Genomic DNA, 22,902 nt, shown 5'->3' on the forward strand with positions numbered 1-22,902 from the left:
GGAGGCGGGGGCCGACGGATCGGAGGGGCGGCCTGTCCTCACCTCGACCGGCCGGAGGGATCCGTCCCGGTGGTCTCGCTAGGGGGCGACGCGGCCGTTGGCGTTGAAGGCGGCGTAGGTGAGGGGCATGAGCTCCTCGAAGCGCTGCTCCATCTGCTCGGCGGCCATCTCGATCTCGCGCTGCGGGAAGGACGGGAAGGTCGAGTCCTCGCGCTTGGTGCGCAGCGACAGGAAGTTCATGAGTGAGCGCGCGTTCAGCGTCACGTACATCGACGAGTAGATGTTCAACGGCAGGACGATGCGGGCGACCTCCCGGGCGACGCCCTCGCCGAGCATCCGCTGGTACGCCTCGAAGGCCTGAGCGCTGGCGCGGCGGGTCTCGGCGACGACGAGCTCGGTCTGCTCCGGGGTGCCGGGCTCGAAGGAGTAGGCGCCGGGCTTGCCGACCTGGACGAGGTTCCGCTGGGGGCCGGGCACGTAGAAGACGGGGCGCAGCTCGCGGTAGCGACCCGACTCCTCGTTGTAGGAGGCGATGCGGTGCCGCATGAACTCGCGGAAGACGAAGATGGGCGCCTGCACGTAGAAGGTCATGGAGTTGTGCTCGAAGGGCGAGCCGTGGCGGTCGCGCATCAGGTAGTTGATGAGGCCGCGGTCGCGCTTGCGCTGCAGCTCGGCGTCGGCCTCGTCGGCGTCGTCGAGCGCTCCGGCGAGGGTCTGCTCGCCCTGGGTCGAGACGCGGGCGGCGAAGAGCACGTCGGAGTCGTGGGCGCTGGAGCGGACGAGCTCCACGACGACATCGGATCGGAACTCGATCGACGGTCCGGTCTCGGGGGGATTCGGCTCGTTCTTCTGCTCGGTCACCGGATCACGATAGAGCACAGCCCGTCCGGCCGCCCGGGCCGTGCGGATCGACTTCTCGCGCAATGAACGGACGTGCACGCACGGTCCGCGCCTAGCCTTCCTCCGTGGACCCTCTTCTGATCGCCGTGCTGCTGGCCGGACTCGTCGCCCTCGCGACAGGCCTCGGTCTCGTGTACCGGCGCTCGCTCGGGCGCGTCCGCGCACGGCCCGCGCAGGCGGGCGACCGGATCGATCCCGCGGGGCTCGTCCCCGGCGCGGCGCTGGGCCGGACGGCGACGATCGTCCAGTTCTCGACCGAGTACTGCACCCGCTGCCCGGCCGTCCACCGCATGCTCGACGGCCTCGCCCGCGAGCGCGACGGCGTCGAGCACCTCGACGTCGACCTCACCCACCGCGCCGACCTCGCCGATCGGTTCCGCGTGCTGCAGACGCCCACTCTGCTCGTCCTCGACCGCGACGGGATCCCTCGCAGCCGCATCGCGGGCTCCCCGGCGCGCAGCGTCGTGCAGGACGAGCTCGACCGACTCCTGGAGACCCTGTGACCACTCCCGCCCCCGCGAACCGCGTCGACCCGCGCGGACCGCGCTTCGCCGCCTCCGTCACCGCGCTCCTCCTGCTCGTCGCGGTGGGGCTCTCGCTCGCGGCTCCGGCCCGAGCCGATCTGCCGGCCCGCCTGGTGCAGCCCGGTTTCCTCGCGCTCGCAGTGATCGCCGCTCTCTTCGCCTGGTCGGCTGCGCGAGGGGTCGGCTCCGGTCCCTGGGCCGTCGTCTTCCGCCGTCTGGTCCGGCCCCGTCTCGCTCCTCCGACCGAGTGGGAGGACGCCCGACCACCGCGCTTCGCTCAGCTCGTCGGACTCGCGGTGACCGCCGTCGGCGTCGTGCTGCACATCGCGGGCGTGCCGTACGCGGTGCCGGTCGCCGGGTCGCTGGCGTTCCTCGCCGCGTTCCTGAACGCGGTGTTCGGCCTGTGCCTGGGCTGCGAGCTCTACCTGCTGCTGGTCCGCGCCGGGGTCCTCGGGCGCTCGGCGGCCTCACGGGCGTGAGGCTCTAGGCTCGTTCTCACCTCGCGGGCCGCCCGCGACGGGCCTCGGGAGGCACAGATGAGCGACTCGTCCGCACCGCGCACCGACTCGGACGGCGCAGGCGCTCCGTCCCGCCGCTCCGCTCGGGAGAGCACCGCCCGCCCCTCGGTCCTGCCGCCCGCGCAGACGCAGCCGGCCGTCCCCGCTGCGAAGCCCGTGGCGCCGCTGACCGTGCTGATCTCGGGCGCGAGCGGAATGATCGGCACGGAGCTGAGCCGTCAGCTGCGCGCGGACGGCCACGAGATCCTCCGCCTGGTGCGGCACGCGCCCACGAGCGCGGACGAGTTCCACTGGGCGCCGACCTCGCACATGCTCGACTTCAGCGTGCTCGACCGCGTCGATGCGGTCGTGAACCTGTCGGGCGCCTCCATCAGCCGGCTCCCGTGGACCTCCTCCTACAAGCGGGAGATCCTGGACTCGCGGGTCCAGGCGACCCGCACCCTCACCGACGCGATGCGGATGGCGACCTCTCCCCCGTCGATCCTCCTGAACGCCTCCGCCGTCGGCTTCTACGGCGATCGTCCGGGCGAGGACCTCACCGAGGACTCCGCACGCGGCGAGGGCTTCCTCGCCGATGTCGTCGCCCGCTGGGAGGAAGCCGCGCACCTCGCGCCGGAGTCCACCCGCGTCGCGACCCTGCGCACGGGGCTGGTCCTCGGCGACGGAGGAGCGCTCAAGCCGCTGCTTCCGCTGACGAAGCTCGGACTCAGCGGTCCGCTCGGCGGCGGCGAGCAGGCCTGGCCCTGGATCAGCCTCTACGACGAGGCCGCGGCCATCCGCCACCTCCTCACCTCGACGCTGTCCGGTCCCGTCAACCTCGCGGGGCCCGTCCCGGCGACCGCGAACGAGATCATGAAGACGCTCGCCGAGCAGCTGCACCGGCCCTTCAAGGTGCCGGTGCCGGGCCGGATCATCGAGCTCGCGCTGCAGGACGCGGGTCACGAGCTGCTGCTCTCGAGCCAGCGGATGCTGCCGCAGCGACTGCTGGAGGACGGCTTCGTCTTCCGGCACCGCACGGTCGCCCAGGCGCTGGAGTGGGTCCTGGCCTGACGAACGCCGGGCGTCCCCTCCGGCTCAGGCGGGGGCGTCCTTCTCGAGGGCGATCGACGTCCTGATCGCGCCCCGGGCGCGCTTGCGGTCGCCGCTCGCGTCGTAGGCGAGCCCCAGGCGGTACCACGCCCGCCAGCTCTGCGGATCGGCGTCCACGTCGGCCGCGTAGCCGGGGAAGAGCGTGTCGGCCTCCTCGCGGAGCGGGCGGCCGCTGGCGCGCGAGTCGAGGACCTCCTTCGGGAGCGCGTCCTCGGATTCGAGCCGGCGGGCCAGGCGCTCGGCGCGGAGCCCGAACAGGAGCTCGCGGACGAGCCCCCAGACGCCGACGGCACCGAGGATGAGCAGTCCGAGCCCCATCACGATGCCCGGAACCGTGCCCGCGGCGAACGCGACGACGGAGTACTGCAGGCAGACGAAGAGGTAGAGGGCGAGCAGGACCGCCATCAGCCCGACGCCGACGCGGGTCCTCACGGTGCGCTCGTCGCGGCCGCGGCCTGGCCGGACGGCGCGTCGTCGACCGGCGCCGGCTCGCCGGGAGCCCGCTCGGCCAGCGGCGCCGCGTCGAACGCCGCGCGCAGGTCGAGGAGGGCGTCGAGCCCGACGACGACCCCCGTCGTCGAGCGCACCGCGTGCAGCGCCCTCAGGATCCCGGCCTCGTAGGAGGCGGGCGAGGAGGTGTCGTGGCGCAGTGTGACGGTCTCGCCGGTGCCGCCGAACACGACCTCCTGGCGGGCCTCGACTCCGGGCAACCGCAGACTGTGCACAGGGATGCTCGCCACCTGCTGCCCGCGGGCGCGCTGGTCGGTGTGCGGTGCCTGCACCGGTCCGAGCTCCGCCCGCGCCTGCAGGATCAGCTCGGCGGTCCGGACGGCGGTGCCCGACGGCGAGTCGACCTTGCGGGCGCCGTGCGTCTCGACGATCTCGACGGCGTCGAAGAATCGGGCGGCCACGGTCGCGAGCGCGGTCGCGAGGACGGAGCCGAGTGAGAAGTTCGGGACGATGACGACACCCGCGTCGGGCTGGGCCTCGACAGTGCGGCGCAGCGCCGCGATGCGGTCGCCGGTCCATCCGGAGGTCCCCACGAGGACCTTCCGGCCGTGGGCGACCGCGAAGTCGACGACGCCCTGGCTGACCGCCGGGACCGTCATGTCGACGACCACGTCGGCGGCCAGCATCTCCTCCGGATCGCTCCGGGAGCCCAGTCGCGCGACGAGCTCGAACTCGTCGGAGGCGTCGATCAGCGAGCAGGTCAGGGAGCCGAGTCGGCCGGACGCACCGACGACGGCGACGGAAGTAGTCACTCCGTCAGCGTAACAACGCGGGTGCCCGCGGGGGCGGGCGCCGCACCCGGGCGGCGGCCGCTCAGTAGGGCTGGGGCTCCGGCAGGCCGGTGCGCAGCTCCACGGGCAGGTGGGCGAGGTCGTTGTGCACGACGAGGACCGGGGGCTTCCGCGAACGGACCCGGATGATCGTCAGCCCGCAGTTGGCCTGGTTGAGCCCGAGCCAGCGCCAGTCCGGGGCGTCGAAGACGTGCCGCACGAACCAGCCGATCACGAAGTTGTGCGTGATGAGGAGGTCGTGCCGGTCCTCGCGGGACGGGGCCAGGAACTCCGACACCGCGTCCTGCATCTGCGCGTGGCCCGCCTCGATCTCGGCCGGCGTGACGCTGCCGAAGAACGGCTCGAACGCGCGCGGCATGTCGGGTGTGGGGCCGGAGGGGATGCAGTCGAACAGCAGCGAGGAGGGCTCGATCGCGAGTCCGGGCAGGACCGCGCGGAACCGAGCGGCCGTCTCCTCCGCCCGACGCAGCGGCGAGTGCCACGCGCCCGTGAACGGGACGCCGCCGAGCCGCTCGGCGATGAGGCGGGCCTGGCGCTCCCCTCGTGCCGACAGCGGCCCGTCGGGCATGCCGTGCTCGGCGTCCTGCTGCTCGCCGTGACGGACGAGGTAGATGTAATGGGACACGTGGGGCTCCCCCGGGTGCGGCGCGACGGTGCGCGGTCAACGGTCGTTCGCGAGAACGGATCAGACGGTGGGAGCGCTCTCGATCTCGGCGATGCCGGCGAACGTCGATGCGTCGACCGCACCGACGGCCGAGATCGACGAAGGCCCCCTCGCCAAGTCTGCCGCGAGAGCCTGGACGTCCTCCGCGCCGACGCGCGCAAGACGGCGCAGGCTCTCATCCAGGTCGACGAACTCGCCGAAGGTCAGCTCGGCGCGGCCGAGCCGGGACATCCGCGTGTCCGAGTCCTCGAGCGCGAGGGCGGCGGCGCCGGACAGCTGGCCTCGGGCGCGTCCGATCTCGTCCTCGGAGACGCCCTCCTCGGCGAGGCGGTGGAACTCCGAGACGAGGAGCTCGGCGACGGTGCCGGCTTTGGCGGGCGTGCTCGCCGCAAACAGGCCGAAGATGCCGGCGTCCGAGTAGGACGGGGCGAACGAGTAGACGGAGTAGGCGAGGCCGCGCTTCTCGCGGATCTCCTGGAAGAGGCGCGAGGACATCCCGCCGCCCAGGATCGAGTTCAGCACGCCCATCGTCATGCGGCGGTCGTCGGCCGCGGCGAGACCGGGGAACCCGATCAGGATGTTGGCCTGCTCGGTCGGGCGGTGCACGATCGAGAGCGCGCTGCCCCGCTCGTAGTGCGCCTCGAGGCCCACGCGGCGCGCCACGGGAGCCGCAGGGACGGAGAGGTCCCAGCCGTCGGAGGAGAGCACGCGCTCGAGCAGCGCGACCAGCGACTCGTGCTCGACGGCGCCGGCGACGGAGACGACGAGGTCGCGCGGGCTGTATGCCGCCCGGTAGTGGGCCCAGACGGCGTCGCGGGTGGCCTCGCCGATGGTCTGCGGGCTGCCGCCGATCGGGCGCCCGAGCGGGTGGTCGCCGAAGACGGACTCGAACAGGCGCTCGCTCGCCACATCGGCCGGATCGTCGTCGGCCATGGCGAGCTCCTCGAGGATCACGCCGCGCTCGGTCTCGAACTCGTCGGGGTCCAGGAGGCTGGAGGTCACCATGTCGCCGATGACCTCGACGGCCATCGGGAGATCGCGGTCCTGCACCTTGGCGTAGTAGCAGGTGTACTCCTTCGCGGTGAGCGCGTTGTGCTCACCGCCCACGGAGTCGAAGGAGACGGCGATGTCGAGAGCCGAGCGCGACCGGGTGCCCTTGAAGAGCAGGTGCTCGAGGAAGTGGGTGGAGCCGAAGTTCGACGGGGTCGCCGGACGTCCGCCCTCGGCGGGACCCGCGGGCTGCTCGTCGCGCGAGCCGGCGGCGACCCAGAATCCGACGGTGGCGCTGCGGGCGCCGGGGACGGCCTCGCTCAGGATGCGGACACCGCTGGAGAGGACGGAGCGGCGGACGAGCGCGCCACCGGCGGCCCGGATCGTCGTCTCCGGCTGGTCGAGAGGGAGTGCGACGCCGTGGTTCATCCGACCCACACTAGGTCACCCGCGCGCGCTGTCCCGGCCCGCGGTCATCCGTGCAGGACTCGGCGTCAGCGCCGAGCGCGCTCGAGGGCGTGGAGGTGACCGGCGTCGAGCTCGAGCGAGACGGCGCGGACCAGGGTGTCGATCTCGGCGCACGATGCGGGCTCGACGGTCGCTGCGGCGACACCCGGCCGGGCCAGGAGCCAGGCGAGGGCGACGGCGGCCGTGGTCGCGGACAGCTCGGCGCCGATCGCGTCGAGCGCCGCGAGCACCCGCCGTCCGCGCCGGCCGAGATGCACCGACGCGAGCGCCCCGTCGGGAAGGGCCCGCAGTTCGCGCCTCGAGCGCGCCGCTCCGTGCAGGAAGCCGTGCGCGAGAGGCACGGTGGCCACGACGGAGAGCCCCTGGCCCCGCGCGACGAGCCCGAGGTCGCCCTCGGCGTCCGAGCCCTCGAGCAGGCTGTAGCGCAGCTCCACCCCGGAGAAGCGCGGCAGACCGTGACCGGCGAGCACCCGCGCCTCGAAGAGCTCCTCGGCCGCGAATCCCGAGGCGAGGACCGCCCGGACCTTCCCGCGCGCGAGCAGGACCTCGACGGCGCTGAGCAGCTCGTCGAGCCTCCCGGCGCTGTCGGGCCGCACTGCAAGGACGTCCAGATGGTCGGTGCGCAGGCGCCGGAGCGACTCGTCGACGCGCGCCACCAGGGCGCGGGGGGACGGCGAGGCGTCGGCGGTCGGACCCAGGCGCCCGAGGAGGAGGAAGCGGTCGCGATCCCGGTGGCCCGCGAGCCAGCGGCCCACCGTCTCCTCGCCGGCGGCGGAGGCCGCGGTGTCGGTGACGAGGACGCCGTTGCCGCCCCAGGCCGCGTACCGCTCGAGGAGCTCCGGACCGGCGTCGTGGCCGCGGCGGCCGAGGACGGCGGCGTCGAGCAGGAGGGGGAAGAGGGACTGCGCGGAGTCGCCGAGCGAGCGGCGCAGCGTATGGGCGACGACCGGTCCGGTGTCGCCCGGGGAAGCCGCTTCCGGGAGCGCTCCGAGGGATCCGTGACGCGTCGCCTTCACGGTCGCGCGGGCCTTCAGCCTCGGCACGCCACCACACTCCCTGCGGCGGGTCGGGTCCCGCCAGGACCGAGAGTAGTCGAGCGCCGAGCGCCGCTCCGGAGGCGGTGCGGAACGGTTCATCAGATCGTTACACGGAGGCCTCCTCCCCCGCCGCGAACCCGCTCCGCTCTCCCCAGGACGCGGTGCGGCGACCCCTCAGCGGCACCGGGTCGCGGCTAGATTCGGCCTCATGGAGCCCCTCACCCCGCCCCCGTCGACGCCCTGGTGGACCAGTGCCGTCGTCTACCAGATCTACCCCCGCTCGTTCGCGGACTGGAACGGCGACGGCATCGGCGACCTCGGCGGGATCCGCTCGCGGCTCGACCATCTCGCCGACCTCGGAGTGGACGTCGTCTGGCTGTCGCCGATCTACCCGTCACCGCAGCACGACAACGGCTACGACATCTCGGACTACGAGGACATCGATCCGCTCTTCGGCGACCTCGCGGAGTTCGATCTGCTGCTGGCGGAGGCGCACGAGCGCGGCATCCGCATCGTGATGGACCTCGTGGTGAACCACACGAGCGACGAGCACGCGTGGTTCGTCGAGTCCCGCTCCTCGATCGAGAACCCGAAGCGCGACTGGTACTGGTGGCGGAAGGGCCGCGCCGCCGCCGGCACCTCGCCCGAGCTCGAGGCGGCCGACGACGCGGGGCTCGACGTCGCCGAGCCCAACGGCTGGCGCTCGTACTTCTCCGGGCCGGCGTGGACCCGGGACTCCGCGACCGACGAGTACTTCCTCCACCTGTTCGCGGTGCAGCAGCCCGACCTCAACTGGGAGAACCCCGAGGTCCGGCGCGCAGTTCACGCGATGATGAACCGCTGGCTCGACCGCGGTGTCGACGGGTTCCGGATGGACGTCATCAACCTCGTGTCGAAGAATCTCGACGAGGTCGACGGCGAGGGCGGCGGCACGGGCATCGTCGGCGGAGTGGGTCCGCGGCTGCACGAGTACCTCCGCGAGATGAACGAGGCCGTGTTCGCGGGGCGCGACGGCGCCTACCTCACCGTCGGCGAGATGCCCGGAGTGACCCTGGAGGAGGCCGCGCTGGTCACCGATCCCCAGCGCCGGGAGCTCGACATGGTGTTCCAGTTCGAGCACGTGGGCATCGACCACGGCGTCGACAAGTTCCACCCGGTGCCGTTGGACCTCGTCGCACTCAAGGCGAACCTCGCCCGCTGGCAGGACGGCCTCGCCGAGCGCGGCTGGAACTCGCTCTACCTCAACAACCACGACCAGCCGCGGCTGGTCTCGCGCTTCGGCGACGACGGCCGCTACCGCTACGAATCGGCGACGCTCTGGGCGACCCTCCTGCATCTGCAGCGCGGCACGCCCTACATCTACCAGGGCGAGGAGATCGGCATGACGAACGTGCCCTTCTCGGGCATCGAGGACTTCCGGGACGTCGAGTCGCTGAACTACTACGCGGAGGCGGTCGGCGACCGCGGGGAGGATCCGGAGGAGGTCCTGGCGGGTCTGCGGGCGCAGAGCCGCGACAACGCGCGCACACCCGTGCAGTGGGACGGCGGCGAGCACGCCGGCTTCACGACCGGGGAGCCGTGGATCCCGGTCAATCCGAACTCGACCGAGCTGAACGTGGCGGCCGATCGGGCGTCGGAGCGCTCGGTGTTCGAGTACTACCGGGCACTGATCGCGCTGCGGCACGCCGACGAGACCGTGCAGCTGGGCCGGTTCCGGCTCCTGGAGCCCGAGCACCCGACGCTCTTCGCGTTCACCCGCACCGGGGCGAGCGAGCTGCTCGCCGTGGGCAACGTGTCGGGCGAGCCGCTCGAGGTCGCACTGCTCGCGGAGTGGGCGGGCGCCGAGACGGTGCTGGGCAACGTGGCGGGAGCGACCGGGACGACGCTCGCGCCGTGGGAGGCGCGAGTCCTGCGCCGCTGATCGGATGCGGGGCCCGGGCGACGGGCCCTGCACCGGACCGCGTGCCGACGGCCCGGTCGATCACCCGGGAGCCGTCCGACCGGTCAGGCGGAGGCGCGGTCGAGCTGCGCCAGGTCGCTCCGGGTCAGCGGGAGGGCGGCGGCGCCGAAGACCGACTCGAGCTCCTCTGCGCCGCGGGCGCGGACGACGGCGGCGGACACCTCCTGGTGCGAGAGCACCCACGCGAGGGCGACCGTGCCGGGGTTGGTGCCGTGCGCCTGGGCGATCTCGTCGAGCGCGGCGAGCACCTTGCTGCCGTGGCGCCCCACGTAGTCGAGTGCGGCCTCGAACATGACCGACTGCGGCTCGTCCGAGCGGTGGCGCAGCGCGCCCGTGAGATAGCCGCTCGCGAGCGGGAGGCGCGCCAGAGTGCCGAGCTCCTGCCGGATCACCTCGGGGGCGACGTCGGACTCGTAGTCCTTGCGCTCCATCAGGTTGTACTCGGCCACCACGACCGAGAAGACGGGCAGCCCGTGCAGGGTCGCGGCCTCCGCGGCGCGGGCGAGCGCCTCGCCGCTGAAGTGGGCGGCGCCCAGCGCTCCGACGGAGCCGTTCGCGAGGAACGGGGCGACGGCCGCGAGGCTCTCCTCGATCGGCACCTCCGGGTCCTCGCTGTCGAAGGACAGGAGGTCGATCCGGGTGCCCAGGCGCTCGAGGCTGCCTTCGACGGCCGCCCGGACGTCGCTCGGCGCGAGGCCCGGGGCATCGGGGTGGCGGCCGACCTTGGTGGCGACGAGCATCCGCTCGCGCGCGCCGCTCGCCTCGAGCCAGCGGCCGATCATGTACTCGCTGCGACCGGTCGCGTAGTGGTCGGCGGTCGAGATCAGGGTGCCGCCGAGCGCCGCGAAGGCGTCGAGCGCCTCGGTCGTGTCGTCGATCCCGGCGGCCCAGCCGAAGACGGAGCCGTCGAGAGCGAGCGGATGCACGGGGAGGCCGGTGCGACCGAGGGTGCGCTGGGGAGCGGCGGGCGTCTCCGGCTCGGTGGCCAGGGGCGTCGGGTCGATCACGGTGTTCCTCCGGTCGGGGCGGTGCGACGGCGCGGTCCGGCCACGCTACCCCATCGGCCGCAGAACGACGGACGCCCGCCCCACCGGAGTGGGACGGGCGTCACGACGTGCGGGAGGGATCAGCTCTCGACGGGAGCCTCGACCGGCGCCTCGGCGCCGGCCTCCTCGGCCACGACGGGCGCGAGGGACAGCTTGCCGCGGTCGTCGATCTTGGTGATCGAAACGAGCAGCTTCTGGCCGACTCCGAGGACGTCCTCGACGTTCTCGACGCGCTTGCCACCGGCGAGCTTGCGGACCTCGCTGATGTGCAGCAGTCCGTCCTTGCCCGGGAGCAGCGAGACGAACGCGCCGAACGTCGCGAGCTTGACGACGGTTCCGAGGAACTGCTCGCCGACCTCGGGGTTCGTCGGGTTCGCGATCGCGTTGACCTGGGCGCGGGCGGCCTCGGCCGACGGGCCGTCGACGGCGCCGATGTAGACGGTGCCGTCCTCCTCGATGGAGATGTCGGCGCCGGTCTCGTCCTGGATCGCGTTGATCGTCTTGCCCTTGGGGCCGATCAGCTCGCCGATCTTGTCGACGGGGATCTGCACCGAGATCACGCGGGGCGCGGTCGGGGCCATCTCGTCGGGCTGGTCGATCGCGGCCGTGAGCACGGCGAGGATCGTGCTGCGCGCGTCCTTCGCCTGCTTGAGCGCGGCGTCGAGGACCGACGACGGGATGCCGTCGAGCTTCGTGTCGAGCTGGATCGCGGTGACGAACTCGGAGGTTCCGGCGACCTTGAAGTCCATGTCGCCGAGCGCGTCCTCGGCGCCCAGGATGTCGGTCAGCGCCGCGTAGCGGGTCTGGCCGTCGACGACGTCGGACACGAGGCCCATCGCGATGCCCGCGACCGGGGCGCGCAGCGGCACACCGGCGTTGAGGAGCGACAGGGTCGAGGCGCAGACCGAGCCCATCGAGGTCGAGCCGTTGGAGCTCAGCGCCTCGGAGACCTGGCGGATCGCGTAGGGGAACTCCTCGCGGGAGGGCAGCACCGGCACGAGGGCGCGCTCGGCGAGGAAGCCGTGCCCGATCTCGCGACGCTTCGGCGACCCGACGCGACCGGTCTCACCGGTCGAGTAGGGCGGGAAGTTGTAGTGATGCAGGTAGCGCTTCTTGGTGACGGGCGACAGCGAGTCGATCTGCTGCTCCATCTTGAGCATGTTCAGCGTGGTGACGCCCAGGATCTGGGTCTCGCCGCGCTGGAAGATCGCCGAGCCGTGGACGCGCGGGATGACCTGCACCTCGGCGTCGAGCGGACGGATGTCGGCCAGGCCGCGACCGTCGATGCGCACGCCGTCGCGGAGGATGCGTCCGCGGACGACGACCTTCGTGACCGACTTGTACGCCGCTCCGACCTGGCTGTAGGCCTCGGCCGAGAGCTGACCGGCCGCGATGCGCTCGGCGATCTGCTCCTTGACCTTCGCCTTGAGGGCGTCGTCGGCGTCCTGGCGCTCGACCTTGTCGGCGATCGAGTAGATGCGGACGAGCTCGTCGTAGCTGAGCTCGGCGACGTTGTCGTAGGTCTCCTGCGCGTAGGGCAGGAACACCGGGTAGTCCTTGACGGGCTTGGCGGTGTTCGCGGCCATCTTCGCCTGCGCCTCGACGAGCGCGCGGATGAAGGGCTTGGAGGCCTCGAGGCCCTGGGCCACGACGGTCTCGTCGGGCTTGGTGGCGCCGGCCTTGATGAGGTTCCAGGAGCCCTCGGTCGCCTCGGCCTCGACCATCATGATGGCGACGTCGGAGGAGCCGTCCTCGTTGGTGACGACGCGGCCCGCGACGGTGAGGTCGAAGACGGCGTTCTCGAGCTGCGAGGCCTTGGGGAACGCGATCCACTGGTCGTTGCCCGAGCCGTCGGACATGAGCGCGAGGCGCACACCGGCGATCGGGCCCGAGAAGGGCAGACCGGAGATCTGGGTCGAGGCGCTCGCGGCGTTGATCGCGAGGGCGTCGTAGAACTCGTCCGGAGCGATGCTCAGGACCGTGATGACGATCTGGACCTCGTTGCGCAGGCCCTCGACGAACGAGGGGCGCAGCGGCCGGTCGATCAGACGGCAGACGAGGATCGCCTCGGTGGAGGGGCGGCCCTCGCGGCGGAAGAACGAGCCGGGGATCTTGCCGGCGGCGTAGGAGCGCTCCTCGACGTCGACGGTCAGCGGGAAGAAGTCGAAGTTGTCCTTCGGGTTCTTCGACGCCGAGGTGGCCGAGAGGATCATCGTGTCCTCGTCGAGGTACGCGGCGACCGCTCCCTGAGCCTGCTGCGCGAGGCGGCCGGTCTCGAAGCGGACGGTGCGGGTGCCGTACGAGCCGTTGTCGAGAACGGCTTCGGCGAATGTGATTTCAGGACCTTCCAAGAGGTTCTGTCTCCTTCAACGTATGCAGCGGCGCCCGTTCTGGGCGCCGGCGTTCGTCGGAGCAGAGTTCCGGTCAGGAATCGAGACGATTCCACGGCAGGGCGTCGCGCCGTGCCGTCGTGTGGAGGGCGTTCGTGCTGGCCACCAGTAGAAAAGCTCCGGGTCGCCTCCTGTGCGACGACGCCGCACCTGTGAACCGGGACTCCACCACCGAGGACCAGCTTCCTGCCGGCCTGCTCCGTGGTTCGAATCCGGTGACGGCCGGCGGCCGCTGCGGATTCGGAACCGGTTCATGCTATCAGCACGGGTGCCGGACGGCCAGGAATGGGCGGTGGGACGCTCCGGGTCGGCTGCTGGAGAAGCGACGAGCGCAGCACTCAGCCCCGGGTCTCGTGCATCAGCAGCTGCACCCGGAGCGCGCCCTTCACCGTGACGATGCGCGCCGGAACACGCGGCTGCTTGCCCGCCTCCGACAGCCGCGAGAGCGCCGCGTCGACGACGTTCTCGAGACCGCGGGGCACGTAGCCGACGAGGTCGGAGGGGCGGTGGTTCGCGAAGAGGCGGACCGGCATGGGGGCGTCCACCCGCTCCTCCTCGAGGGTGCGGCGCGGGATCACCGCCGTGATCTCGTCCTCGCCGAGCGCCAGGACCCGGGCGAGCTCGTCCTGGTGCGAGGCGCTGTCGGCGATGCCGAGCAGCGTCTCCCCGCGCCGGGACTTCGGCAGCAGGTCGTAGTCGTAGTCGTCGAGCTTCCCCGATCCGCGGTCGTTCGCGGGGAGGGGGTTCTGGTCGTCGCGTCCGCGTCCGAAGGAGAAGAGCTTCATGCCCCCATTGTGACGGGCGGGGCGACCGGGACCGCTCTCGCGAGCGGAGGCGCGGCCCCGGGGCTCGATCAGGAGCGGGAGGAGCGGAGCATCCGCGCGATCGCCGCGAGGACCAGCAGCAGCACGACGGCGACGAAGCCCAGGAGGACGGGCACGGCGGGAAGGAGCGCGAGGGCCGCTCCGATCGCGAGGACGGGGACGGCGAGGCCGAGGTAGGCGGCCAGGAACATGCCGGCGAGCACCTCGCCCCGCGCGGCGTCCGAGGCGAGCGAGCCGGCGACCGCGAGGGACAGGCGGAACAGCAGCCCGACTCCGGCACCGGCGAGCACTCCCCCGGCGACGAACGGCCAGAGGACGGCCGTCACGGCGCCGACGGCGACCAGCACGAGTCCGACGGCCAGGGCGGCGGCCGACAGCAGGAGCGCGGGGCGGGCGGCGAGGCGGGCCGAGACGAGCTGCGCCACGGCGCCGGCGGCGAAGACTCCGAACGACACGGCGCCGGCGACCAGGTGGGAGGTCTCGCCGAAGCGGCCGGCCAGGAAGGTCGGAGCGAGCGAGGTGAAGAGGCCGAAGACGGCGAAGCCGGCGAACGCGCCGACCGCGGCCGAGAGGAAGGCACCGCGCGACTCGGCGGGCACGGCGAGCCGCTGCGGGCGGTAGGCGGGCAGGACCTCGCGCCGCTCGACGGTCTCGGGTACGAGGGCGCCTCCGAGGCCGAGGACGACGAGCAGCACGAGGAAGACCTCGTAGGGCACGACCAGCGGGCGGTCGACGGTCACGGCGAGGACGCCTCCGACGAGCGGGCCCAGCGCCAGACCACCCATGTTCACGAGCGTCGAGACCGCTCGCGAGGTGCCCGGCCCCTCCTCGGGGCGGGCGACGGCGCGCAGCTCCGAGAGGTGCGCGGTCGCGGTGGCGGTCAGGGCGCCGACGCCGAGCCCGGTCAGCAGGCGGGCGATCAGCAGGCCGGGGACCTCGGGCCAGAGCAGGAAGACGATCGCGGCGAGGACCTCGACGAGGATCGACGCGAGCAGGATGCGGCGGCGGCCGAGCCAGTCGCTGACGTGGCCGGCGAGGAAGAGGCTCGCCACCACTCCGACCGCGTAGGCGGCGAACACGACGGTGACGACGAACGCGGGGAAGCCGTCACGGGCCTGGTAGATCGCGTAGAGCGGGGTCGGCACGGTCGAGAACGCCATGACCGCGAGGAACGCCGCGGCGATGACCCAGAAGCCGGGGCCGTGCGGCAGCTCGGGTCGGCGGGAGGCCGGGCCCGCGGGCGCGGGCCGCGAGGGGCGGTGGTCGAGGTCCGGAGTGGTCACGGGATCAGGCTCCTCCCCCGGACTGAGCGTGTCCAACGGAGGATCTCGGTGGCATTCATCGATTCCGGTGGATGATGGCGGGATGGACGATCGACAACTCGCCGCGTTCGTCGCGGTCGCGGAGGAGCTCCACTTCACCCGGGCGGCCGCGCGGCTGTTCGTGGTGCAGTCGACACTGTCCGCCAGCATCCGCGCCCTCGAGCACGAGCTCGGAGCGGCGCTGTTCGAGCGCTCGACGCGCCGGGTCGCCCTCACCGCGGTGGGCGAGGCGCTGCTGCCGGAGGCACGCCGGGCGATCGACGGGCTCGACCGGATGCGCACGCTCGCCGCCGAGGACGCCGCGGGACTGCGCGGACGGGTGCGAGTGGGCACGTTCTCGGGCATGGACCTGATCGACCTGCCCGGGGCGCTCGGCGCCTACCGGCGCCGGCACCCGCTCGTGGACCTGCTTCTGCGCACCTCGGCGACCGGATCGACGGGCCTGGCCGAGGATCTGCGCCGCGGACGACTCGACGTCGCGCTGCTCGCGCTCCCCGCGGACGGGATGCCGGATCTCGCCGTCACGCCGCTCGCGCGCAGCGACTACGTGCTCCTGGTGCCGGACGACCACCCGCTCGCCGACGCGACCGCTCCCCAGCCGAAGGACCTCGCGGGCGAGACGTTCGTGGACACTCCGGCCGGCTTCGGCAACCGGGTCAGCGTGGACCGCGCGTTCCTCGCCGAGGGCGTCCCCCGGCGCGTGGCGACGGAGGTCGCGGATCTGCCCGGGATCCCGAGGTTCGTGCAGGCCGGCCTCGGCGTGGCGGTCGTGCCGCGGGCGGGCGTGGCGTCGCTCGAGGGCGTGCGCTCGATCACGCTGGACTGGCCGGGGCTCGAGTGGGAGCTCTCGGTCGGCACCTCTCCGCGGCCCTCCGCCGCGGTCGAGGCGCTGACCGCGCTCCTGAGGGAGCGACGGGGGGTCTGACGACCCTCCCTCAGCCCTCGAGGAGGGGGCCGCGGACGATCGAGTCGCCGGAGTGCGCGGGGTCGCCGTCGAGCGGCTCCTCCGACACGTCGACCAGCGAGTACTCCGAGAGGTCGAGGCCGGCCGGGACGGCGAAGCGGCCCTCGGTGCCGTCGAGGGCTCCGAGCGGCACGAGGCCGGACGCGTCGGCGGCGATCAGCCAGACCTCGCGGTAGGCGCCGTCGCCACCCTCCGCGTCGAGCCGCACGATCAGCTCGCGACCGCCGTCGACGTCCTCGAGCTCGGCGGAGCCGGTCGCGCCCTGCCAGTCGGGGAACGCCTGGAGCTCGGCCCGCGCCACGACGACCACGTCCTCGGTCTGCGACGCCTGCCACCAGGCTCCGCCCGCCACTCCGACCACGAGGGCGGAGAAGGCGGCGAGCGAGGTGAGCACGACGCGGCCGGTGCGCCGACGACGGCGCTCGGGACGGTGCCGACCGGAGGAGCCGGGCCGCGCGACCGGGACGGGAGCGGTGTCCGGTCGCTCCGGGACGGGGGCGAGCACGGGAGACGCGGAGCGCTCCGCGAGACCGAGCTCGTCGCGGATGCGGTCCCAGACCGCGGCGGACGGCGTCTCGAGGACGACTCCGCGGCTGTCGCGGCCGACCTCGGCGACGTGGCCGAGCTCGACGAGCTGCTGCGCGCACTCCGGGCACTCGGCCAGGTGCGCGTCGGCCTCTCCGCTCGACTCCTCGCCGAGCGCGAGCAGCGCGATCTCGTCGGGATCCAGGTGGGTCATGTGCTGCTCACCTCCAATCGGGAGCGGAGTCTGTCGAGGCTGCGGCGGATGTGGCTCTTGACGGTACCGAGCGGCAGCCCGGTCCGAGCGGCGATCTCGGTGTGGGTGAGGTCGTCGTAGAAGGCGAGGCTCATCACCCGGCGGGGCACGGGGTCGAGGCGGGCGAGCTCGTCGGCGACCAGGACCTTCGCCTCCAGGTCGACCGGGGTCTCCCCCTCCTCGATCGGAGCGACGGCGACGAGCGCCTGGGTGAGCCGGCGCTCCCGTGAGCGGTTCTCGTGCGCGTCGGCGATGCGGTTGCGGGAGATGCCCACCAGCCAGGCCCCCAGAGCGGCGCGGTCAGGATCGAAGTTCTGCCGGCCGGTCCAGGCCGAGACGAAGACGCGCTGGACCACGTCCTCCGCGTCGCCCCGGTCGCCCAGAGAGCGCAGAGCCAGGGTGAACAGCAGCGGGGACCACCGCGCGTAGGCCTCCGCGAGCGAGGACTCGTCGCCCGCGGCGAAACGGAGCCCGAGACGGCGCACGACGGCGCGCTCGTCCTCGGGCCCGTCGAGGGGTGCGCTGGGAAGGGCGTCGGACAGTGGGATGCTCCTGAGCTGGGGACGGCGCTGAACCCTGGCGTCGGGCTGCGCTGCGGCGGTCGCTGCGCTCATCGTACGCGCGGCGATCGGAGGGGCGGAGTCACGGGGACGGCACCGCCGTGACGACCACGTTGCTGAGGTAGTGGCGGGTGTCGTAGTCGAAGTCGCCGCCGCAGGTGATGAGGACCAGCCGGGGCGCGCCGTCGCGGGTGAACACGGCGGGGAGATCGACGGAGGTCTTCTCGGTGGTCTCGACCGTCGTCACGGTGAAGGAGCGCTCGGCTCCGTCGTCGCCCGTGAGGCGGACGATCTGGCCGGGCTGCGCCGACTTCAGCTCGACGAACGGGCCGAGGCCGTACGCGAGGGAGTCGACGTGGGCGGCGATGACGATGGTGCCGTCGGGCTCGTCGAGCCCTGCTCCGAACCGGTACCAGCCGGCCGTCGCGGTGTCCGGGACGAGCTCCATGGTGCCGTCGTCGGCCACTCCGACCGGCTCGAGCGGCATGTCGACCGGCAGCCCGTCGACCACGATCCGCGTGGGGGCGATGACGCGGGGCGCCGGGGTTGCTCCCAGCCGCGCATCCGCGAGGGGCACGGCGGGCACAGCGGTGGAGGGGACCGCGGACGGCACGGGTGGGGGCTGCTGCACCGAGAGGCTCGCGTCGGGCGAGGGCACGACCCCTGCCGCCTGAGCGGAGCATCCGGCGAGACCCGCGCCGACCGCGATCGACCCGATCACGACGAGGACGCGCAGAGGGAAGGGGTTCCGGCTCACAGCGTCCTCCTGGGTCGTGATCGGGTGACCGGCCCGGGCGCGCTCCAGCACGCCCGAGCCGGTGGTGCGTCCGCGGGTCAGCGGCCCGCAGCGGCCTTGCGACGGCCGAACAGGGTCGCTCCGGCGAGACCGAGAGCCGCGAGGGCGGCAGCGCCCCACCAGCCCGCGGCGGCGTCGGTGCGGTTGTCGGCGGCGAGTCCGGCCTCACCGGCGGGGACGCCGGACGGGGTCGAGTGCAGGCCGTCGATGGTCTGCGTCGCGAGGGCGAGGTTGCCCTTCTCGAGGCTGCCCCAGGCGTACACGATCGTGTTGACGCCCTCCTGGACCTGGACGTCGGCCGGGCCGATGACCGGAGTCGTGGTGCCGGTCGCCGCGACGACCGTCGAGATCGTCGCCGGAGCGAGGTTCAGCACGCCCTCGTTCGGGTTGGTGACGTTCGTCAGGACGGGCGAGCCGCCGGCGAGGATGTCGACCGCGGGCGCGGCGGCGACGTGGCGGACGGTGAGCCGTCCCTCCCCCGCGGCGGTGGTCGAGATGTCGTTCGTGAAGAGCGTCGCCGTGGGGGTGTTGTCGGCCTTCAGGTGCGCGGCGGCGGTGTAGCTCTTGCCCGCCTCCAGCGCGAGGTCGATCGGGCCGATGACGGGAGCGCTCGCATCGGCCGCGTCGGCGGCGGTGATCGCGACGGAGTAGGTGCCGGTGGGCAGGTCGAGCGGACCCGCGAGGGTGCCGGGAGTGAAGTCGTCGAGCGTCAGTGCTCCGTTCACGTACACGTCCACGGTGGTGTCCGGGACGGCGTGCAGGACGTACAGGTCGGCGGAGTCGGCGTCGGCGGCGCTCGCGGGAGCGGCGGAGAGGCCGACGACGGCGAGGGTGCCGACGCAGGCACCGGTCAGGAGACGGCGGGAGAAGCTGGAGGTGGTCACGGTGTTCCTCTTTCACGATGGGACCCGGAGCGGGTCGGTGGGTACTCGAGAAGGGCCTTCACGGACTACTTCCGGACGAACCCCCTCGACGGATGCACCTCGTGGCGGATTTCTCCGAGAAATCTCGTACGAGGTGCCCGCGAGCCCGGGAACGCCCTGTTCAGCGTGCGTTTCCGGGGTTACGCTCGCGCCGAGAGGGAGTGGCGGATGGTGCGACGCAGCACACCCGGACCCGCGTCGGGCTCGCGGCGGGCTGCTCCGCGGCCCCACGGCCTGATCGGATCGACAGCCGCGACGGCGGCGGCCTCGGCCGTCCTCGCCCTCGCGCTCGCGGCGATCGCTCCGCTCGCCTCGCTCCCCTCCTCCGCTGCCGGAGCGCCGTCGCAGTGCGCGGACTCCCGCGAACTGCTGGCCTCCGCGCCGGGACTCGAGGGCGCCGACCCCGGGCACCTGATCGCCTGCGTCGACGAGGACCACCGCCGGCTCACGATCCACAACCGCACCCCGGTGGTCTGGGCGATCGGGGATCCGTCGGTGACGGGCGTCGTCGATCAGGCGGGAGGCGTCAGCGGACTGCTCAGCTCCCACGCGTCGCGCTCCGGACGGGGACTGCTGCTCGCTCCGGGCGCCTCCGCCTCCGTCTCCGCCGGATCCGGCCGCATCGCTCCCCGGCCGGATCGGGAGGCGACGAGACTGCACCTGGCCCTGACAGCGATCGTCGACGCGCAGGACGCGGCCGAGGCGACCCTGCCCCCGCGGGCGCCCCGAGCGGTGCTGCGATCGGCCGCACTCACCTGCGCCGTCGCGCTGAGCGGGGTCGCCTCCGGGTGGGAGATCGCCTCGACGGCCGCACTCGAGCGGGCCGCCTCGACGGCGGGATGCGCCCGTGCGTGGCGCGCCGCGGGATCACGCGCGCTCGCGGACGGCTGGCGGCTGCCCGCGCTCGTGGCGGCGGTCCGCGATCCGGACCGGCTGGAGCACGATCGGGCCCGTGCGCGGGCGGCGGAGGGGTGGTTCGCGGCGGCGGGCGGCTACTCCTGGGGCGGTGCGGAGCGACCGCATCGGATCCCGTGAGCCGCACCGGGAACGCGGAACGGGCCGCCCTCCGCGAGGAGGACGGCCCGTTCGGCAAGAAGTTCGCGGTGTCATCGAGACTCCGCGCTCGCTCCGTGAGGAACTAGCGGCGGAGGCCGAGACGCTCGATCAGCGCGCGGTAGCGGTTGATGTCCACGTCCGACAGGTAGCCGAGGAGTCGGCGACGCTGACCCACGAGCAGCAGCAGACCACGACGCGAGTGGTGGTCGTGCTTGTGCTCCTTGAGGTGCTCGGTGAGGTCCTTGATCCGACGGGTCAGGACGGCCACCTGGACCTCGGGGGATCCGGTGTCACCGGGGTGGGTCGCGTACTCTTCGATGATCGCCTTCTTGACATCTGCTTCGAGTGCCATAGGTGGATCCCCTCTCTCTCGTTGCGCGGTGCCCGGCGCCTGATGCGTGGGCTCTCTTGATCCGCGGCCGTCGAACGGCAACTGCACGAGCTTACCAGAGGGTGGAGCGGTGTGGGGCTCGGTTCCAGCAAGGCTCGGTTCTAGCAAGGCTCGGTTCCAGCAAGCACGGCCTAGGCGCCGACGGCCCTGTTCCAGAGCACGACGAGCCACGGCGACACGAGCAGCTCCCAGTAGACGAGGACGAGCACGTTCAGGACGACGGCGATCCACCCGGCGATCGGCGGACGCTTCTCGCGGCGGCGGGCGCGGATGGAGGAGACGCCGAGCAGGACGCCCACGAGCAGCAGCGCGTGGATGAGAGCGGTGTAGAGGACTCCGACGATCAGGTCGCTCATCGCGCGATCGCCCGGGTAGGCCCCGAGCGAGATCAGCGAGTACCAGACGAAGAACGAGATCGGCACCGTGATCACGGCGATGGCCGAGCCGGCCAGCGCGGGTCCGTAGCGACGCCACCAGCCGGAGGCGCGGCTGCCGGAGGAGGACGGGCGGGCGGCGTTCCGCGGGCGGTACGAGGGCGAGGCGCCGCGGGCCGAGCGGCGCGGGGAAGCGGATCCGGCTGCGCGCGACGCGGGGGCTGCCGGACGTCGGGGCGCGCCGTCGGGAGACGTGCTCATCCCACCACCCTAGAGGGTCGGCTCCGCGGGTCCGTCCGGGCACCGCGCCGCCCGGCGAGCAGAATGGGGCGGGTGAGTCAGGTCCCCCGCGCGCCCCGGCGCAGCCACGTCATCGATGTCTCGCCGCTGCGGGAGTCGCCCGCCTTCGCCCGGCTCTGGGCCGGCAACGTGATCTCGGGCATCGGCGGGCAGATGACGATCGTCGCCGTGGGCCTGCACATCTACGAGCTCACCGGCTCGACGCTCGCGGTCGCGATGGTGGGGGTCGTCGCGCTCGTGCCGACCGTGATCGCCGGGCTCTACGGCGGGATGCTCGCCGACGCGTTCGACCGGCGGCTGGTCCTCCTCCTCTCGGCGATCGTGGCGTGGGGATCGACCGCGGGGATCGCGGCGCTCGCCTGGCTCGGCGCCGAGACTCCGCTGACCCTGTACCTGCTCACCGCGCTCAACGCCGTCGCGACCACCGTGATCGTGGCCACCCGGATGACGCTCGCCCCGCGGCTGCTCCGACCGGAGCTCGTGCCCGCGGCCGCCGCGCTCGGCGGGATCGCGAGCGGTGTCGAGGTGACCGTGGGACCGGCGCTGGCCGGTGTGCTGGTGGCCGGGGTCGGCTTCCCGGCGACCTACACGATCGACGTGGTGCTGTTCCTCGCGGCGTTCCTGGGGATCGTGGGTCTCCCGGCGCTGGTGCCCGAGGGCGAGCGGCAGCGGCCGGGACTCGAGTCGCTGCGGTTCGGGATGCGGTTCCTGCGCGGCGCGCCGAACATCCACCTGTCGTTCCTCGTCGACATCGTCGCGATGACGTTCGGGCAGCCGAGGGTGGTCTTCCCCGCGGCGGCGGCGCTCCTGCTGGGCGGAGGCGCGGTCACGGTCGGGATCCTGACGGCCGCCTTCGCGGTCGGGGCGCTGCTGAGCGGAGTCTTCTCGGGCCGGCTCACGGGGGTGCGCCGCCAGGGGCTCGCGATCGGGCGGTCGATCCAGGTCTACGGCGGGTTCATCGCCGCGTTCGGCGCGGTGCTGCTGGCCGCCGCGCTCGTCGGGCACGAGGACGCCGCGCCGGACCTCGCGCTCATCGCTCTCGCGTCGGTCGCCCTGGCCGGAGCCGGGGCGGCGGACAACATCAGCTCGATCTTCCGGCAGACGATGCTGCAGACCGCGGTCCCCGACAACATGCGCGGCCGACTGCAGGGCGTGTTCATCGTGGTGGTGACCGGCGGTCCGCGCGTCGGAGACCTCTACACGGGTCTGCTGGCCTCGCTGGCGCTGCTCTGGCTGCCACCGCTGGCCGGAGGGCTCGCGATCATCGCGATCCTCGGCGCGGTGCTGCGGACGCGGCCCGCCTTCCGCGGCTACGACGCGCTGCATCCGACGGCGTGAGCGGACCCGCCGCGCGCGGTCGGCGCGGCGGACCCGGAGTCACTCCCCCGCGAAGTCGCTCGTGCCGCCGCCGTCGGTGAGGTTCTCGTCCGACACGGCGCCGCTGTCGTCGTCGCGGCCCCCGACCCGCGTGGGGCGGTAGACGTGGAAGCCCTCGTCGTCGTCCTCCAGCTCCCAGACGACCTCGACCTCCTCGCCGTCGATGTCGGCGACGCGGGTCAGGGTGGGCTGCGGGGCTCCGTCGACGAGCTCGAGTCGGATGCTCTCCTGCTCGGCGCCGCTGTCGAGGATGGCCGTGTACGTGGTGGTGTCCATGCCTCGACGGTAGGCACGCCCGCGGGGCGCTCGCCACCCCTTGCGGCGCCCGGGTGGGCGCGTAGCGTCGCCTC

General features: G+C 73.0%; 24 protein-coding genes. 7 read left to right on the forward strand and 17 right to left on the reverse strand.

The window, feature by feature from the left end; genetic code table 11:
• Positions 1 to 78: 78 nt before the first annotated feature.
• Positions 79 to 861: an FAD-dependent thymidylate synthase gene (gene thyX / locus ASF46_RS10460; RefSeq protein ID WP_056868533.1), complete on the reverse strand. Its 783-nt coding sequence runs from the start codon at positions 859 to 861 to the stop codon at positions 79 to 81.
• A gap of 104 nt (positions 862 to 965) precedes the next feature.
• Here thyX and ASF46_RS10465 point away from each other — a divergent pair, with 104 nt between their 5' ends.
• Genes ASF46_RS10465 through ASF46_RS10475 form a run of 3 tightly spaced genes read left to right on the forward strand, consistent with a single transcriptional unit; the run spans position 966 to position 2,992 of the window.
• Positions 966 to 1,403 carry a TlpA family protein disulfide reductase gene (locus ASF46_RS10465; RefSeq protein ID WP_056867580.1) on the forward strand — a complete coding sequence of 146 codons (438 nt, stop codon included), beginning with the start codon at positions 966 to 968 and terminating at the stop codon, positions 1,401 to 1,403.
• Positions 1,400 to 1,903 carry a DUF4395 domain-containing protein gene (locus tag ASF46_RS10470; protein ID WP_056867581.1) on the forward strand — a complete coding sequence of 168 codons (504 nt, stop codon included), beginning with the start codon at positions 1,400 to 1,402 and terminating at the stop codon, positions 1,901 to 1,903. Before ASF46_RS10465 ends, ASF46_RS10470 begins: the two co-directional genes overlap by 4 nt.
• Before the next feature lie 57 nt (positions 1,904 to 1,960).
• A complete protein-coding gene (locus ASF46_RS10475; RefSeq protein WP_082485428.1) occupies positions 1,961 to 2,992 on the forward strand; it encodes a TIGR01777 family oxidoreductase in 1,032 nt (343 codons plus the stop codon).
• A gap of 24 nt (positions 2,993 to 3,016) precedes the next feature.
• Here the strand turns inward: ASF46_RS10475 and ASF46_RS10480 are convergent, their stop codons facing one another.
• From ASF46_RS10480 to ASF46_RS10500, 5 genes are all read right to left on the reverse strand, one after another.
• Positions 3,017 to 3,463, reverse strand: a complete 447-nt coding sequence (locus ASF46_RS10480) for a hypothetical protein (RefSeq protein WP_056867582.1) — start codon at positions 3,461 to 3,463, stop codon at positions 3,017 to 3,019.
• Entirely contained in the window at positions 3,460 to 4,293 is an 834-nt protein-coding gene (gene dapB, locus ASF46_RS10485; protein ID WP_056867583.1) for a 4-hydroxy-tetrahydrodipicolinate reductase, read from the reverse strand. Before dapB ends, ASF46_RS10480 begins: the two co-directional genes overlap by 4 nt.
• Before the next feature lie 61 nt (positions 4,294 to 4,354).
• Positions 4,355 to 4,957 (reverse strand): histidine phosphatase family protein, encoded by a 603-nt coding sequence (locus ASF46_RS10490; RefSeq protein ID WP_056867584.1) that lies wholly within the window; start codon positions 4,955 to 4,957, stop codon positions 4,355 to 4,357.
• A gap of 60 nt (positions 4,958 to 5,017) precedes the next feature.
• The gene (locus ASF46_RS10495; RefSeq protein WP_056867585.1) at positions 5,018 to 6,415 is read right to left on the reverse strand and encodes a M16 family metallopeptidase; all 1,398 of its coding nucleotides are present in this window, start codon (positions 6,413 to 6,415) and stop codon (positions 5,018 to 5,020) included.
• 65 nt (positions 6,416 to 6,480) lie between these two features.
• Positions 6,481 to 7,497 (reverse strand): aldo/keto reductase, encoded by a 1,017-nt coding sequence (locus ASF46_RS10500; RefSeq protein WP_056867586.1) that lies wholly within the window; start codon positions 7,495 to 7,497, stop codon positions 6,481 to 6,483.
• A 202-nt stretch (positions 7,498 to 7,699) separates the two neighbouring features.
• Here ASF46_RS10500 and ASF46_RS10505 point away from each other — a divergent pair, with 202 nt between their 5' ends.
• A complete protein-coding gene (locus ASF46_RS10505; RefSeq protein ID WP_056867587.1) occupies positions 7,700 to 9,412 on the forward strand; it encodes a glycoside hydrolase family 13 protein in 1,713 nt (570 codons plus the stop codon).
• A gap of 83 nt (positions 9,413 to 9,495) precedes the next feature.
• Here ASF46_RS10505 and ASF46_RS10510 read toward each other — a convergent pair whose 3' ends face one another.
• The 4 genes from ASF46_RS10510 to ASF46_RS10525 all read right to left on the reverse strand — a co-directional run bounded on the left by ASF46_RS10510 (position 9,496) and on the right by ASF46_RS10525 (position 14,994).
• Complete coding sequence (locus tag ASF46_RS10510; protein WP_082485430.1) at positions 9,496 to 10,458, reverse strand: aldo/keto reductase; 963 nt, start codon at positions 10,456 to 10,458, stop codon at positions 9,496 to 9,498.
• A gap of 119 nt (positions 10,459 to 10,577) precedes the next feature.
• A complete protein-coding gene (locus ASF46_RS10515; protein ID WP_056867588.1) occupies positions 10,578 to 12,848 on the reverse strand; it encodes a polyribonucleotide nucleotidyltransferase in 2,271 nt (756 codons plus the stop codon).
• A 377-nt stretch (positions 12,849 to 13,225) separates the two neighbouring features.
• On the reverse strand, positions 13,226 to 13,672 hold the full coding sequence (locus ASF46_RS10520; RefSeq protein ID WP_055793381.1) for a hypothetical protein: 447 nt from the start codon (positions 13,670 to 13,672) through the stop codon (positions 13,226 to 13,228).
• Between the two features lie 68 nt (positions 13,673 to 13,740).
• Positions 13,741 to 14,994, reverse strand: a complete 1,254-nt coding sequence (locus ASF46_RS10525) for an MFS transporter (protein ID WP_056867589.1) — start codon at positions 14,992 to 14,994, stop codon at positions 13,741 to 13,743.
• A gap of 82 nt (positions 14,995 to 15,076) precedes the next feature.
• Here ASF46_RS10525 and ASF46_RS10530 point away from each other — a divergent pair, with 82 nt between their 5' ends.
• Positions 15,077 to 15,958, forward strand: coding sequence for a LysR family transcriptional regulator (locus tag ASF46_RS10530; RefSeq protein ID WP_056867590.1), 882 nt, complete (start codon positions 15,077 to 15,079; stop codon positions 15,956 to 15,958).
• A gap of 10 nt (positions 15,959 to 15,968) precedes the next feature.
• Here the strand turns inward: ASF46_RS10530 and ASF46_RS10535 are convergent, their stop codons facing one another.
• From ASF46_RS10535 to ASF46_RS10550, 4 genes are all read right to left on the reverse strand, one after another.
• A complete protein-coding gene (locus ASF46_RS10535) occupies positions 15,969 to 16,736 on the reverse strand; it encodes an anti-sigma factor (protein ID WP_056867591.1) in 768 nt (255 codons plus the stop codon).
• A complete protein-coding gene (locus tag ASF46_RS10540) occupies positions 16,733 to 17,389 on the reverse strand; it encodes an RNA polymerase sigma factor (protein WP_082485432.1) in 657 nt (218 codons plus the stop codon). Before ASF46_RS10540 ends, ASF46_RS10535 begins: the two co-directional genes overlap by 4 nt.
• A gap of 28 nt (positions 17,390 to 17,417) precedes the next feature.
• Complete coding sequence (locus tag ASF46_RS10545; protein ID WP_157602439.1) at positions 17,418 to 18,092, reverse strand: class F sortase; 675 nt, start codon at positions 18,090 to 18,092, stop codon at positions 17,418 to 17,420.
• Between the two features lie 77 nt (positions 18,093 to 18,169).
• Positions 18,170 to 19,015, reverse strand: a complete 846-nt coding sequence (locus ASF46_RS10550) for a DUF4397 domain-containing protein (protein WP_230674037.1) — start codon at positions 19,013 to 19,015, stop codon at positions 18,170 to 18,172.
• A gap of 207 nt (positions 19,016 to 19,222) precedes the next feature.
• On the opposite strand from ASF46_RS10550, the gene ASF46_RS10555 reads away from it, so the two are divergent.
• The gene (locus tag ASF46_RS10555) at positions 19,223 to 20,089 is read left to right on the forward strand and encodes a hypothetical protein (RefSeq protein WP_056867593.1); all 867 of its coding nucleotides are present in this window, start codon (positions 19,223 to 19,225) and stop codon (positions 20,087 to 20,089) included.
• Positions 20,090 to 20,192: 103 nt separating this feature from the next.
• Here ASF46_RS10555 and rpsO read toward each other — a convergent pair whose 3' ends face one another.
• Entirely contained in the window at positions 20,193 to 20,462 is a 270-nt protein-coding gene (rpsO, locus tag ASF46_RS10560) for a 30S ribosomal protein S15 (RefSeq protein ID WP_055793401.1), read from the reverse strand.
• Between the two features lie 170 nt (positions 20,463 to 20,632).
• Positions 20,633 to 21,136 carry a hypothetical protein gene (locus ASF46_RS10565; protein WP_056867594.1) on the reverse strand — a complete coding sequence of 168 codons (504 nt, stop codon included), beginning with the start codon at positions 21,134 to 21,136 and terminating at the stop codon, positions 20,633 to 20,635.
• A gap of 63 nt (positions 21,137 to 21,199) precedes the next feature.
• Here ASF46_RS10565 and ASF46_RS10570 point away from each other — a divergent pair, with 63 nt between their 5' ends.
• Positions 21,200 to 22,513 (forward strand): MFS transporter, encoded by a 1,314-nt coding sequence (locus tag ASF46_RS10570; RefSeq protein WP_082485433.1) that lies wholly within the window; start codon positions 21,200 to 21,202, stop codon positions 22,511 to 22,513.
• A 39-nt stretch (positions 22,514 to 22,552) separates the two neighbouring features.
• On the opposite strand, the gene ASF46_RS10575 is transcribed toward ASF46_RS10570, so the two are convergent.
• Positions 22,553 to 22,828: a hypothetical protein gene (locus tag ASF46_RS10575; RefSeq protein WP_056867595.1), complete on the reverse strand. Its 276-nt coding sequence runs from the start codon at positions 22,826 to 22,828 to the stop codon at positions 22,553 to 22,555.
• Between the last annotated feature and the right edge of the window lie 74 nt (positions 22,829 to 22,902).

The organism is Rathayibacter sp. Leaf296, assembly GCF_001423045.1.
Lineage (GTDB): Bacteria > Actinomycetota > Actinomycetes > Actinomycetales > Microbacteriaceae > Rathayibacter > Rathayibacter caricis.

What these genes read in the sequence shown, in the direction of transcription:
- ASF46_RS10475 (WP_082485428.1), top strand. Translation starts at nt 1,961, where the DNA reads ATGAGCGACTCGTCCGCACCGCGCACCGACTCGGACGGCGCAGGCGCT.
- ASF46_RS10495 (WP_056867585.1), bottom strand. Translation starts at nt 6,415, where the DNA reads ATGAACCACGGCGTCGCACTCCCTCTCGACCAGCCGGAGACGACGATC.
- ASF46_RS10505 (WP_056867587.1), top strand. Translation starts at nt 7,700, where the DNA reads ATGGAGCCCCTCACCCCGCCCCCGTCGACGCCCTGGTGGACCAGTGCC.
- ASF46_RS10520 (WP_055793381.1), bottom strand. Translation starts at nt 13,672, where the DNA reads ATGAAGCTCTTCTCCTTCGGACGCGGACGCGACGACCAGAACCCCCTC.
- ASF46_RS10530 (WP_056867590.1), top strand. Translation starts at nt 15,077, where the DNA reads ATGGACGATCGACAACTCGCCGCGTTCGTCGCGGTCGCGGAGGAGCTC.
- ASF46_RS10535 (WP_056867591.1), bottom strand. Translation starts at nt 16,736, where the DNA reads ATGACCCACCTGGATCCCGACGAGATCGCGCTGCTCGCGCTCGGCGAG.
- ASF46_RS10540 (WP_082485432.1), bottom strand. Translation starts at nt 17,389, where the DNA reads ATGAGCGCAGCGACCGCCGCAGCGCAGCCCGACGCCAGGGTTCAGCGC.
- ASF46_RS10555 (WP_056867593.1), top strand. Translation starts at nt 19,223, where the DNA reads ATGGTGCGACGCAGCACACCCGGACCCGCGTCGGGCTCGCGGCGGGCT.
- rpsO (WP_055793401.1), bottom strand. Translation starts at nt 20,462, where the DNA reads ATGGCACTCGAAGCAGATGTCAAGAAGGCGATCATCGAAGAGTACGCG.
- ASF46_RS10565 (WP_056867594.1), bottom strand. Translation starts at nt 21,136, where the DNA reads ATGAGCACGTCTCCCGACGGCGCGCCCCGACGTCCGGCAGCCCCCGCG.
- ASF46_RS10570 (WP_082485433.1), top strand. Translation starts at nt 21,200, where the DNA reads ATGGGGCGGGTGAGTCAGGTCCCCCGCGCGCCCCGGCGCAGCCACGTC.
- ASF46_RS10575 (WP_056867595.1), bottom strand. Translation starts at nt 22,828, where the DNA reads ATGGACACCACCACGTACACGGCCATCCTCGACAGCGGCGCCGAGCAG.